Below are 13425 nucleotides of genomic sequence, written 5' to 3' on the forward strand. Positions count from 1 at the left end.
GACATCACGCTGGAGCTGAAAGCCGCGATGCCGGAGCTGCGGGGACGGCTGCTGGCGAATCAATCGCTGGCGGAATTGACCTGGTTCCGCGTCGGCGGGCCGGCGCAGGTGCTGTTCACGCCGGCGGATGAAGACGATCTCGCTTACTTCCTGGCGCGCTTGCCGAACGAACTGCCGGTCTATGTCGTCGGCGTCGGCTCCAACCTGATCGTCCGTGACGGCGGCATGCCGGGCGTCGTGATTCGCCTTGCACCGCGCGCGTTCGGCGAGACCAGAGCCGAAGGCGATATCGTCACCGCCGGCGCCGCGGCGCTCGACAAGCGCGTGGCCGAGACGGCGGCGGGCGCGAACATTGGCGGCCTGGAATTTTTCTTCGGCATCCCCGGCACGGTCGGCGGTGCGCTGCGCATGAATGCGGGCGCCAACGGCGGCGAGACCAAGGATGTGCTGCTGGATGCCACCGGCATCGGCCGCGACGGCACCAGACACACATTCACCAACGCCGGGATGAAATTCGTCTATCGGAGCAGCGGCGTCGATCCCTCGATCATCTTCACCTCCGCGCGCTTTCGCGGCAGCATCACCGCAAGCGAGGCGATCCGCGCGCGCATGAACGAGGTGCAGACCCACCGCGAGACCGCCCAGCCGATTCGCGAGAAGACCGGCGGCTCGACCTTCAAGAACCCGCCGGGCAACAGCGCCTGGAAATTGATCGATGCCGCCGGCTGCCGCGGCTTGCGCGTTGGCGGCGCCCAGGTCTCGGAGATGCACTGCAATTTCCTGATCAACACCGGCGACGCCACCGGGCACGATATCGAGACGCTCGGCGAAACCGTGCGGCAGCGGGTGAAAGAGACGTCGGGAATCGAGCTACACTGGGAAATCAAGCGAATCGGGATTCCGCTATAGTCGTCATTCCGGGGCGCGCGAAGCGCGAACCCGGAATCTCGAGATTCCGGGTCTGGTCCTTCGGACCATCCCGGAATGACGGATGCGGGGATCGGCGGAAGAACTCATGCGAACGACCATTCTCTTCGGCGGCAGCAACAAGGAACGTCTCGTATCGGTCGCAAGCGCGCAGGCGCTGCACCAGGCTCTGCCCGAGGCCGATCTCTGGTTCTGGGACGTGGCTGACAATGTCCACGTCGTGCGGTCCGAGCAGCTTCTGGAACATGCCAGGCCCTTTGAGGACGAGTTCAGGCCCGGCACGCGCGGCATCCCGCTCGCGCAGGCGCTCGACCAGGCTGCCCGCGAGGATCGCGTGCTGGTGCTCGGTCTGCATGGGGGGCGTGCGGAGAACGGCGAATTGCAGGCGATGTGCGAGGTGCGCGGCGTGCCCTTCACCGGTTCGGGCTCAGCCGCCTCGCATCTCGCCTTCGACAAGGTCGCGGCGAAGCGCTTTGCCGCGATTGCCGGCGTGCCGGCGCCGGGCGGCATCGCCCTGGACGATATCGACGCGGCCTTCGCCGAATACGGCAAGCTGATCGCCAAGCCTGCACGCGACGGATCGAGCTACGGCCTGATCTTCGTCAATGCGAAGCAGGACATCGTTGCGGTCCGCAACGCTGCCACGACGGAGGAATATCTGATCGAGCCGTTCATTGCGGGCGTGGAGGCAACCTGCGGCGTGTTGGAGCGGTCCGATGGCTCGATCCTTTCACTGCCGCCGATCGAGATCGTGCCGGGCGAGGGCGCCTTCGACTACACGGCGAAATATTTGCTGAAGTCGACCCAGGAGATCTGCCCCGGGCGCTTTGCGCCGGACATCAGTGCCGCGATCATGGATCTGGCGCTCCGCGCCCACCGTGCATTGTCCTGCACCGGCTATTCCCGCAGCGACTTCATCGTGTCCGCCAAGGGCCCGATCTATCTGGAAACCAATACTCTGCCGGGGCTGACCAAGGCCTCGCTCTATCCGAAGGCCCTGAAGGCGCAGGGTATCGAGTTTGTCGACTTTCTTAACGATCAGATCGAACTGGCCAAGCGACGCGCGCATAAGTAGTTCCGGCGGGTTCCATACCGAATCGGAACCCCGGGGATGGCTAAAATCCTAACGAATGCGCTGCAAACTGCGCACATTGCTCATCAAAACGCATCTCGCGTTAACCAATTTTACCTTTTGTTTACCAGGAAGTCCGAAGGTTAACGCCGGCGGCGCATATGGCGCTTGGCTGCCGGGCGTGAGCTGTCGCGGGAACTTCACTTCGACACGCGTACGAGGGACAGGGGGCCTTTCTTACTGGCTTCGACACCCAGGCCGGCATCACCGAGACGTCGTGTGCGCCAGGACCCGCAAACGTGTTGCGGGCATAAGGTTTGACGAGCTCGTGCAATGGATGGTGCAGGCCGCCTCGCCCGATCACTGCGATCGCTGAGGCCCGAAGCTGACCTGAAGGCAGCCGCTATTGGAGCGGCGGTGCTGCTGCGCGAGTATTTTGCCCGCCGTCGTGCTGCCCGCCGCGCCCCGCCGGTGATCATCGACCGCGATCCGCCCAGCCGTTTCGTCGTGCTGGTCGAGCGCTATCTGCCGCGCCGCATCGGTCTTGCTGCCACCGTCTTCATCCTGCTCGGCAGCGCCGGCCTCGGCATCGTCAAGGGCGGCCATGTCGATGAGTTCATCACGGGTCTTTCGGATGCGCGCAATGCGCTGGCCAATTCGGCCGGCTTCCGGATCACCACCGTGGTCATCAACGGACGCAAGCAGTTGAGCCAGGACGAGGTGCTCGCGATCGGCGGCGTCAACGGCCGCTCCTCGCTGTTGTTCCTGGATGCTGCGACGGTGCGCGATCGGCTGAAGGCCAATCCCTGGATCGCCGACGCGACGATCCTGAAGCTTTATCCGGGCCAGCTCCAGATCGACATCGTCGAGCGCAAGGCTTTCGCGCTGTGGCAGCAGGATGGGCGCCTGTCCGTGGTCGCGGATGATGGCGCAGTGCTCGAGCCCTACGTGTCGCGCCGCTTCCTCACGCTGCCGCTGGTGGTCGGCAAGGGCGCCGAGACGAGGGCGAAGGACTTCCTGGCGCTGCTCGACCGCTATCCGCAGGTGCGCTCGGTGACCAAGGCCGCGATCTTCGTCGGCGAACGGCGCTGGAATTTGCGGCTCAAGGACGGGCTCGACATCCGCCTGCCCGAGAACGATGTCGGCAACGCGCTCGCCGCGCTCTCCAGGCTCGACAAGGAAGACCGGCTGTTCTCGCGCGACATCGTCGCCGTCGACATGCGCCTGCCTGACAGGCTGACGGTGCAACTGTCCGAGGAAGCGGCAAAGGCGCGCGAAGAGTTGTTCAAGGACAAGAAGTCGAAGAAGAAGGGCGGCGACGCATGACCGTCCTCGATCGCAATCTGACGCCGAAGACGCGCCCGATGGCCCACAAGCGCACCGCGCTGGTGGCTTCGCTCGATATCGGCACCAGCAAGATCGCCTGCATGATCGCGCGGCTGAAGCCGTCGCCGCCGAGCGAGGCCCTGCGCGGCCGCACCCACGCGGTGGAGCTGATCGGCTACAGCCAGATCCAGTCGCGCGGCGTGAAGGCCGGCGCGGTGGTCGATCTCGCCGAATGCGAAAAGGCGGTGCGTCACGCGGTGGCGCTGGCCGAACGCATGGCCAAGGTCCGAGTCGAGTCGGTGCTACTGCCGGTCGCCGGCGGCCGGCCCGCGGGCCAGCTCGTCGAGGCTGCCGCGGACATTCGCGGCGGCTCGGTGACGGAAGCCGATATCAGCCGCGTCACCACGGCGGGCATGATCCACGCGACCGCCCACGGGCGGACCGTGCTGCACGCGCTGCCGGTCGGCTACGCGCTCGACGGCGTCAAAGGCATCCGCGATCCGCGCGGCATGGTGGCGCGCCAGTTCGGTGTCGACATGAATGTCGTCACGGCGGATGCCACCGTCGCCAAGAACCTGATGCTGGTGGTCGAGCGTTGCCACCTCAATGTCGAGGCGATGGCGGCGAGCCCCTATGTCGCCGGCCTCTCCGTGCTCACGGATGACGAAGCCGATCTCGGCGCGGCCGTGGTCGAGATGGGCGCCGGCTCGACCACGATCGCGACCTATTCCGCCGGACGCTTCGTGCATGCCTCGGGTTTTGCGCTCGGCGGGCAACACATCACGATGGATCTTGCGCGCGGCATCGGCGCATGCATTGCGGACGCCGAGCGAATCAAGACTTTATACGGCACCGTGCTGACCGGCGGCTCGGATGCGCGCGAGCTGATGTCGGTCCCGACCGCCGGCGACGAGCGCGACACCCCGCAGATCGTCTCCCGCGCCACGATTGCGAACATTGTCCGGCATCGCGCCGAGGAGATTTTTGAGATGGTCCGGGACCGGCTCAAGGCTTCCCCGTTTGCGGCAGAGCCGAGGGCGCGGGTCGTCTTGAGCGGCGGCGCCTCGCAGCTCACCGGCATGATCGAACTCGCCACCCGCATTCTCAACCGGCCGGTGCGGATCGGCCGTCCGCTCGGCTTCGGCCGTCTGCCCAACGAGGCCAAGGGACCGTCGTTCGCGGTGCCCACCGGGCTTCTGGTCTATCCGCAATACGCTCACCTTGAACATGTCGAACCGCGGCACACGCGGCAGCTCAAGACAGGGACTGACGGTTATTTCGGAAAGGTCGGACGATGGCTTCGCGAGGGCTTCTGATGACCACGCTTAAGGCCCACAGGATTTTCACCAGCTCCCGCGGCCGCAGGCCGGGGCGAACCTACGCGCGCGCGTAATCGAGAGGCAACCATGGCACTCAATCTGACCCCTCCTGACATCAGCGAGCTGAAACCGCGGATCACCGTCTTCGGCGTCGGTGGCGCCGGCGGCAATGCCGTCAACAACATGATCACCGCCGGGCTGCAGGGCGTCGATTTCGTCGTCGCCAATACGGACGCGCAGGCGCTGACCATGTCGAAGGCGCAGCGCATCGTCCAGATGGGCACGCAGGTGACCCAGGGCCTCGGCGCCGGCTCGCAGCCGGATGTCGGCGCCGCCGCCGCGCAGGAGGTCATCGACGAGCTCCGCGACCACCTCTCCGGCGCCAACATGGTGTTCGTCACCGCCGGCATGGGCGGCGGCACCGGCACCGGCGCTGCTCCCGTGATCGCCAAGACCGCGCGCGAGATGGGTATCCTCACCGTCGGTGTGGTGACCAAGCCGTTCCACTTCGAAGGCCAGCGCCGCATGCGCACCGCCGAGAACGGTATCGCCGAGCTGCACAAGGTGGTCGACACGCTCTTGATCATCCCGAACCAGAACCTGTTCCGGGTCGCCAATGAGAAGACCACCTTCGCCGACGCCTTTGCGATGGCCGACCAGGTGCTCTACTCGGGCGTGGCCTGCATCACCGACCTGATGGTCAAGGAAGGCCTGATCAACCTCGACTTCGCCGATGTCCGCGCCGTGATGCGTGAGATGGGCAAGGCGATGATGGGCACGGGCGAGGCGACCGGTGAGAAGCGCGCGCTCACCGCCGCCGAGGCCGCGATCGCCAATCCGCTGATCGACGATTCCTCGATGAAGGGCGCCAGGGGCCTCCTGATCTCGATCACCGGCGGCAAGGACCTGACGCTGTTCGAAGTCGACGAGGCCGCCACCCGCATCCGCGAGGAGGTCGACCCCGACGCCAACATCATCGTCGGCGCCACCTTCGACGAGACGCTCGACGGCATCATCCGCGTTTCGGTGGTTGCGACCGGCATCGAGCAGGCCGCGATCGCGCGCAACGCCGCTGCGGCTCCCGCCGCCGCGCCCGCCGGCAACGGTTCGCCCGAGAGCCGGCTCGCCGATCTGACCGCGCGGCTGCGCGCCGACAACCAGCGCCTGGCCGAGCGCGCCCACAAGCTGGAAGCTCCCGGTGGCGCGCCGATGGCTCCGCACCCGGCGCCGGCACCCGCGCCTGCCGCGCCGCCTCCGCTGCGCCAGCAGGGCAGCGTCGAGCGTGCCGCGCTCGCCGCCATCGCCGCCGCCGTCTCGCCGGAACAGCAGGCCGCGCCGATGCAGCCGGCGTCCTATGGCGACGTCACCGTCCGTCCGATCGCGCAGAAGCCGACCCTGTTCCCCGATCCGGAAGCGACCAAGGTCGAGACCCATGAGCCGGCGACGCCGGAAACCTTCATCCCGCCGACCGCCGAGCGGCCGCCGGTGCGCGCGCCGCGGATGCCGAAGTTCGAGGACCTGCCGATGCCGGCCCAGGCCGAGATTCGCCAGGCCCGCGGCGAAGCCGAAGGGGAACATCCGCAGAAGACCCGGCTGTCGCTGCTGCAGCGGCTCGCCAATGTTGGCCTCGGCCGCCGGGACGAGGAGAGCGAGCCGCCGGTCGCAGCCCGCGCCTCCGGTCCGGCCATGCCGCCGCTGCCGGAGCGCAAGCAGCAGCGCAGCGTGGCCCAGCAGATCGCGGCGAATGAGCCGGTATCGGAGTATGCGAAACGCCCGGCGCCGCAGGGGCTGGATGCCCATGGTCGGCCGGCACCTGTTGCGCCGGCGCCACAGGGAGACGATCATCTTGATATCCCGGCGTTCCTGCGCCGGCAGGCGAACTGAGCTTTGTTACAATCCTGACCAGCCAAAGAGCCCCGGCGGAACCCGTCGGGGCTCTTTGCTTTAACGCAGTTGACCGTCACGTCTCGGCGGGCAAGTAACTGAAATTAAATGATTAATCAGGTATTCCGTGGCTTTGTCATGGTGCCGAAAGGGTGTCCGGCCAATCCGCAATTTGGTTAAGCCTTGGCGCGATTGCGGCGGAGATGGGGTAACAATCGGTAAAGAAGCGTGAGTTGTACGCTCAGGGGCAGTGACTATGGTCTGTCCAAACTTTGGGGATGCCTAAGCGAGTCGGTTGGGGAAGTAAGGCCGTCTCGTTTGGGTTACATCGGGTAGTTGGGCGCATATCGGATGAAATTGAGCCGTCAAACAACGCTTCGGTCGCAAGCCACCGTGACGGGCGTCGGCGTTCACTCCGGTTTACCGGTCAGCCTCACCATTGGACCGGCTCCCGTCGACGCGGGCTATATTTTTATCCGCACCGGTCTCGAGGGGGCCGATCGCGAGGTTCATGCCACCGCCGACGCCGTGATCGCGACCGAGTTCGCGACGGTGCTGGGTGACCGCGAGGGGCCGCTGGTATCGACCGCCGAACACGTGCTCGCGACGCTGCGGGGCATGGGCATCGACAACGCCACCATCGAAATCGACGGTCCGGAAGTGCCGATCATGGATGGCAGCGCTGCGGCCTTTGTCGCCGCGGTCGATCAGGCCGGTATCGTCACCCAATCCGCTGCCCGCCGCTTCATCCAGGTGCTGAAGCCGGTGCAGGTCGCGATCGGCGATTGCGTCGGTGAGTTCCGCCCGTTTGCCGGCGGTTTCCGCGCCGAGGTCGAGATCGATTTCGCCAATCCCTTGATCGGTCGCCAGAGCTATTGCTTCGATCTGTCCGCCGAGAGCTTCCGCCGCGAGATTTCGCGCGCCCGCACCTTCGGTTGCATGAACGACGTGGCGCGGCTGTGGAGCGCGGGTTTCGCGCTCGGCGCGTCCTTCGAGAACTCGGTGGTATTCGACGAGACCCGCCTGCTCAACGCCGAAGGCCTGCGCTTCCGCGACGAATGCGTCCGCCACAAGGTGCTGGACGTGGTCGGCGATCTCGCGCTGGCCGGCCTGCCGATCCTGGGCGCCTACCGCTCGGTTCGCGGCGGCCACAAGCTAAACCATGCGGCGCTGACCGCGCTGCTGTCCGACCGCAGCGCCTGGCGGGTGGTCGAATCGGAAACCGCGCGCCGTTCCCGCAACGTTGCCGAGGTCGGCAGTAGCACCGTCGGCGGTCTGATCGCTCCCGCCTACGGTCCGGACGTGTCCTGAAGCGCTAGAGCATTTTCGGTTCTGATTGAATCAGAACCGAAGCTCTAGATTCTTGTTTTGACGCGTTTTCTTCACGCGAACCGGTGTCCACTTCGCTCGAAAACGCTCTAGCCGTTAGCATTTTCTAGCAATTTCCGTAGTAACCACGCCTGATGGTGGACCGTCTCCGGACCGCCTTAATCCGGGCGGAATGGCTCCGTATTCGGTTGGTCCAGGGTCGTTTTTCGGCTAGACAGGCCTGCGGTTGCACGGGGCAGCACAGGCACGGGAAAAATTTCGGTCCATGGCCTCGTTCGTGGACAGATCGCCATCAACCGCTTTCAAGGCGCCAGGTTCTTACATTCATGCCGGTACCGCGTAGCACGCACGAATCATGCACCCGATCCGCCGGCCGCGCCGGATGGGCGTCGTTGCTGCGGCTGGCCGCGGGCCTGATCGTCCTGGCGCTGCCGCTGGGTGGCTGCGGCACCGGTCCGCTGTGGGACAAGTTCATGGCGAAGGACGATACCTTCGTCGAAGAGCCCGCCGACAAGCTCTACAATGAGGGCTTGTACTTGATGAACCAGCGCAAGGATACGCGCGCGGCCACGAAGAAGTTCGAGGAGGTGGACCGTCAGCACCCCTATTCGGATTGGGCGCGCAAATCGCTCCTGATGTCGGCCTATTCCTCCTACCAGCAAGGCGATTACGATAGCTGCATCGGCGCCGCCACCCGTTACGTCACGCTGCATCCCGGCAGCCCGGACGCAGCCTACGCGCAATACCTGATCGCGGCCTCGCATTACGATCAGATCCCGGACGTCACGCGCGACCAGACCCGCACCGAGAAGGCGATCGCGGCGCTGGAAGAGGTGGTCCGCAAATATCCGACCTCCGAATATGCGACCTCCGCCAAGGCCAAGCTCGAAGGCGCGCGTGACCAGCTCGCCGGCCGCGAGATGAATGTCGGCCGCTACTACATGGAGCGGCGCGACTTCACCGCCGCGATCAACCGTTTCAAGACCGTGGTCACCCAGTATCAGACCACGCGCCATGTCGAGGAGGCGCTGGCGCGGCTCACCGAGGCCTATATGGCGATCGGCATCCCGAGCGAGGCGCAGACCGCCGCCGCCGTGCTCGGGCATAATTTTCCTGACAGCCGCTGGTACAAGGACGCCTATAATTTAGTAAAGTCCGGCGGTCTCGAGCCGAGCGAGAATCAGGGTTCCTGGATCAGCAGGACCTTCAAGAAGATGGGTCTCGGCTAGGAATAGTCCTCGCATGCTGGCGCGTCTGTCGATCCGCGACATCGTCCTGATCGAACGACTCGATATCGAATTCTCCCGTGGCCTTGCGGTCCTGACCGGCGAAACCGGCGCGGGCAAATCGATCCTGCTCGACGCATTCGCGCTCGCCCTCGGCGGCCGCGGCGATGCCGGCCTGGTGCGGCACGGCGCCGAGCAGGGGCAGGTGACCGCCACCTTCGACGTGCCGAAGAACCATCCCGCGGCAAAACTCCTGGCCGATAACGGGCTCGACGACACCGGCGAGATGATCCTGCGCCGCGTGCAGCTCGCCGACGGTCGCACCCGCGCCTTCATCAACGACCAGGCGATCAGTGTGCAGACCCTGAAGGCGGTCGGCGCCGCGCTGGTCGAAATCCACGGCCAGCATGACGAGCGCGCTCTGGTCGACGCCTCGACCCACCGGCGCCTGCTTGACGCCTTTGCCGGGCTCGAGAAGGACGTGGCGGCGCTGGAAACGCTCTGGGAGGCACGGCGCGGCGCCAACGCCGCGCTGGAGCAGCACCGCGCCGGCATGGAGCGCGCCGCGCGCGAGGCCGACTATCTGCGCCATGCCTCGCAGGAACTGAAAACGCTGGCGCCGAAGGAGGGCGAGGAGACCGAGCTCGCCAATCGCCGCACCACCATGATGCAGGGCGAGAAGATCGCAACGGACTTGCGCGAAGCGCAGGAGGCGATCTCCGGCCCGCATTCTCCCATTGCCGCGCTGTCGGCCGCCGTACGCCGCCTGGAGCGTCGCGCAGCCAGCTCGCCGGCGCTGGTCGAGCCCGCGGTGAAGGCGATCGATGCCGCCATCAACACGCTTGAAGAGGCCGATCAGCATCTCAATGCTGCGCTTGCGGCGGCTGATTTCGATCCGGCCGAACTCGAGCGCATCGAGGAGCGTCTGTTCGCACTGCGTGCCGCCTCGCGCAAATATGCCACCCCGGTCGATGGACTGGCCGCGCTCGCCAGCAAATATGCCGCCGACGTCGCGCTGATCGATGCTGGCGCCGATCAGTTGAAAAAGCTCGAAGCCATGGCGGCGGAAGCAGACCAGCGCTACGGCGCGGCGGCAACGAAGCTGTCGGCGGCGCGGACCAAATCCGCTGAAAAGCTCAACAAGGCCGTCAACGCCGAACTGGCGCCGCTGAAACTCGAACGCGCGAGATTCATGACCCAGGTCGAGAGCGATGCGGCCTCTCCGGGGCCGGAAGGCATCGACCGCGTCGAGTTCTGGGTGCAGACCAATCCGGGGACAAAGCCGGGGCCGCTGATGAAGGTCGCATCCGGCGGCGAGCTGTCGCGCTTCCTGCTGGCGCTGAAGGTCGTGCTGTCCGACCGCGGCTCGGCGCCGACGCTGGTGTTCGACGAGATCGATACCGGCGTTGGCGGCGCCGTGGCGGACGCGATCGGCGCGCGGCTGTCGCGGCTTGCCGACAAGGTGCAGGTGATGGCGGTGACGCATGCGCCGCAGGTCGCAGCCCGCGCCAGCCAGCATCTGCTCATTTCCAAGGATGCGCTCGACAAGGGCAAGCGCGTCGCCACCCGCGTCAACGCGCTCGCCGCCGACCACCGCCGCGAGGAAATCGCCCGCATGCTCGCCGGCGCCGAAATCACCGCCGAAGCGCGCGCGGCAGCGGAGCGGCTGCTGCGCGCAGCCACCGCGTAACTCTCTCCGTCATTCCGGGGCAATGCGAAGCATCGAACCCGGAATCTCGAGATTCCGGGTTCGGTCCTAACTGACCGCCCCGGAATGATGGGGATTAGTTACAGATCGACTCGTACAGATCGTCCCACTTCGCGTTCTGGGCCTCGATCAACTGGACTTTCCAGTCCCGCTTCCACTTCTTGAGCTCTTTCTCGCGCGAGATCGCGGAGATCGGATCGTGATAGATTTCGAACCACACCAGCCGTGTGATATTATATTTGGAAGTGAAGCCGGGGACCGCCTTGATGCGGTGCTCGTAGACCCGGCGCACGAGATCGTTGGTCACTCCGACGTAGATTGCTCCATCCTTCCGGCTCGCCAGGATATAGACGTAGTAAGCCATGACAGCCGCGCCCACAATCTCGAGGTTCCGGGTCTGGTCCTTCGGACCATCCCGGAACGACGAACAATAACGTGCACGATGGCGAAATCCAAGAAAGCCGCGCTTCCCGGCGTCGACAAGCTCACCAAGGCGCAGGCCAAGGTCGAGCATACGCGGCTTGCGCTCGAACTCGAGGCGCATGACAGGCGCTACTATCAGGAAGATGCGCCCACCGTCAGCGACGCCGAATATGACGCGCTGCGGCAACGGTTCAATGCGATCGAGAAGCGCTTTCCCGAATTCGTCACCGCGGATTCGCCATCGCAAAAGGTCGGCGCGGCGCCGTCGGGCCGCTTCCGGAAAGTGCGGCATTCGTTGCCGATGCTGTCGCTCGACAACGCGTTTGCCGAGCAGGACGTGCTCGATTTCATCGGCCGCATCACGCGGTTTCTGAAATTGCCGGACGACAAGATCGATTTCTCCGCCGAGCCGAAGATCGATGGCCTCTCGATGTCACTGCGCTACGAGGGCGGCGAGCTTGTCACCGCGGCGACCCGCGGCGATGGCGCCGTGGGCGAAGACGTCACCGCCAACATCCGGACGCTCGAGGACGTTCCGCAGAAGCTGAAGGGCCGCAACGTGCCCGAGGTTTGCGAGGTGCGCGGCGAAGTCTACATGACGAAGAAGGCATTCCTCGCACTCAACGAGCGCCAGAAGGCCGCCGGCGACACCGTCTTCGCCAATCCGCGCAATTCGGCCGCCGGTTCGCTGCGTCAGAAGGATCCGAGCATCACCGCCTCGCGGCCGCTCGGCTTCTTCGCCTATGCCTGGGGCCAGATGAGCCCGATGCCGGAGAACACGCAGACCGGCATGATCCACTGGTTCGAGCGCTGCGGCTTCAAGACCAATCCGCTGACGAAGCTCTGCCACTCGCTCGACGAGTTGCTGGCCTTCCATCACAAGATCGAGGAACAGCGCGCCGAGCTCGATTACGACATCGACGGCGTCGTCTACAAGGTCGATCGAATCGATTGGCAGGAGCGGCTCGGCTTCGTGTCGCGCACGCCGCGCTGGGCAATCGCGCACAAATTCCCGGCCGAGCGCGCGATGACCGTGCTGCGCGACATCGAGATCCAGGTCGGGCGCACCGGCTCGTTCACGCCGGTCGGCAAGCTCGAGCCGGTCGGCGTCGGCGGCGTCATCGTGCAGAACGTCACGCTGCACAATGAGGATTACATCAAGGGCGTCGGCGGTCACGGCGAGCAGCTCCGCGAAGGACGCGACATCAGGATCGGCGACACCGTCGTGATCCAGCGCGCCGGTGACGTGATCCCGCAGGTGGTCGACGTCGTCATCGACAAGCGGCCGAAGAATGCGAAAGAATTTCATTTCCCGAAGAAGTGCCCGTGCCCGCTGCATACCGACGTGGTGCGCGAGGAGACCGCGACCGGCGAGGAGGGCGCGCGCGCCCGCTGCACCGGCGAGTTCGCCTGTCCGTTCCAGAAGATCGAGCATCTGAAACTGTTCGTCTCGCGCCGCGCCTTCGACATTGACGGGCTCGGCGACAAGCAGCTCGCATTCTTCTTCGACAAGGAATGGGTGCGGGAGCCCGCCGATATCTTCACCCTGCCGAAGCGCAACCAGAAGCTCAAGCTCGAGGAGATCGAGGGTTACGGCCAAACCTCGGTGCGCAACCTGTTCGGTGCAATCGAGAACCGGCGCCGGATCGCGCTCGAGCGCTTCATCTACGCCCTCGGCATGCGCCATGTCGGCGAGACCACGGCGCTGGCGCTGGCGCGCGGCTATGGCTCGTGGGAGGCGTTCCACGATGCCTGTCTGCGCGTCGCCAAGGGTGACGAAGAGGCGATGGCGGAGATGGATGCGCTCGACCAGATCGGCGACACCGTGATCAAGAGCGTCGCTGCCTATTTCGGCGAGAGCCACAACCGCGGCATCGTCGAGCGGCTGGTCAAGGAGCTCGACGAGATCATCGACACCGAAAAGCCGAAGAGCAATTCGGCAGTTGCCGGCAAGACTGTCGTCTTCACCGGTTCGCTGGAGAAGATGACGCGCGACGAGGCCAAGGCGACCGCCGAGCGCTTGGGCGCGAAGGCGGCGAGCTCGGTGTCGAAGAAGACGGACTACGTGGTCGCAGGTCCCGGCGCCGGATCGAAGCTCGCGGAAGCCAAGAAGCACGGCGTGGCGGTGCTGACGGAGGACGAGTGGCTGAAGCTGATCGGGGAGTGAGTTTGCTCTCCGTCGTCATTCCGGGATGGTCCGAAGGACCAGAC

General features: G+C 65.5%; 10 protein-coding genes. 9 read left to right on the forward strand and 1 reads right to left on the reverse strand.

Going from position 1 to position 13425, the window contains the following annotated elements; genetic code table 11:
- The first annotated feature begins 27 nt into the window (after positions 1-27).
- The 8 genes from murB to recN all read left to right on the forward strand — a co-directional run bounded on the left by murB (position 28) and on the right by recN (position 10773).
- A complete protein-coding gene (murB, locus tag I6F35_RS32825; RefSeq protein WP_225121828.1) occupies positions 28-909 on the forward strand; it encodes a UDP-N-acetylmuramate dehydrogenase in 882 nt (293 codons plus the stop codon).
- Positions 910-1015: 106 nt separating this feature from the next.
- Complete coding sequence (locus I6F35_RS32830) at positions 1016-2002, forward strand: D-alanine--D-alanine ligase (RefSeq protein WP_225121786.1); 987 nt, start codon at positions 1016-1018, stop codon at positions 2000-2002.
- A gap of 330 nt (positions 2003-2332) precedes the next feature.
- Positions 2333-3325 carry a cell division protein FtsQ/DivIB gene (locus tag I6F35_RS32835; RefSeq protein ID WP_225121787.1) on the forward strand — a complete coding sequence of 331 codons (993 nt, stop codon included), beginning with the start codon at positions 2333-2335 and terminating at the stop codon, positions 3323-3325.
- Entirely contained in the window at positions 3322-4641 is a 1320-nt protein-coding gene (gene ftsA / locus I6F35_RS32840; protein WP_225121788.1) for a cell division protein FtsA, read from the forward strand. Before I6F35_RS32835 ends, ftsA begins: the two co-directional genes overlap by 4 nt.
- 90 nt (positions 4642-4731) lie before the next feature.
- A complete protein-coding gene (gene ftsZ, locus I6F35_RS32845; protein ID WP_225121789.1) occupies positions 4732-6528 on the forward strand; it encodes a cell division protein FtsZ in 1797 nt (598 codons plus the stop codon).
- 351 nt (positions 6529-6879) lie between these two features.
- Positions 6880-7839: a UDP-3-O-acyl-N-acetylglucosamine deacetylase gene (lpxC, locus tag I6F35_RS32850; RefSeq protein ID WP_225121790.1), complete on the forward strand. Its 960-nt coding sequence runs from the start codon at positions 6880-6882 to the stop codon at positions 7837-7839.
- Positions 7840-8249: 410 nt separating this feature from the next.
- The gene (locus I6F35_RS32855) at positions 8250-9086 is read left to right on the forward strand and encodes an outer membrane protein assembly factor BamD (protein ID WP_225121791.1); all 837 of its coding nucleotides are present in this window, start codon (positions 8250-8252) and stop codon (positions 9084-9086) included.
- A 13-nt stretch (positions 9087-9099) separates the two neighbouring features.
- Complete coding sequence (recN, locus tag I6F35_RS32860) at positions 9100-10773, forward strand: DNA repair protein RecN (RefSeq protein WP_225121792.1); 1674 nt, start codon at positions 9100-9102, stop codon at positions 10771-10773.
- A 94-nt stretch (positions 10774-10867) separates the two neighbouring features.
- Here the strand turns inward: recN and I6F35_RS32865 are convergent, their stop codons facing one another.
- On the reverse strand, positions 10868-11155 hold the full coding sequence (locus tag I6F35_RS32865; RefSeq protein WP_225121793.1) for a GIY-YIG nuclease family protein: 288 nt from the start codon (positions 11153-11155) through the stop codon (positions 10868-10870).
- Positions 11156-11233: 78 nt separating this feature from the next.
- Between I6F35_RS32865 and ligA the strand changes: the two genes are divergently transcribed.
- Positions 11234-13381 (forward strand): NAD-dependent DNA ligase LigA, encoded by a 2148-nt coding sequence (gene ligA / locus I6F35_RS32870; RefSeq protein WP_225121794.1) that lies wholly within the window; start codon positions 11234-11236, stop codon positions 13379-13381.
- The last annotated feature ends 44 nt before the right edge of the window (positions 13382-13425 follow it).

Source organism: Bradyrhizobium sp. BRP22 (assembly GCF_020194175.1).
Lineage (GTDB): Bacteria > Pseudomonadota > Alphaproteobacteria > Rhizobiales > Xanthobacteraceae > Bradyrhizobium.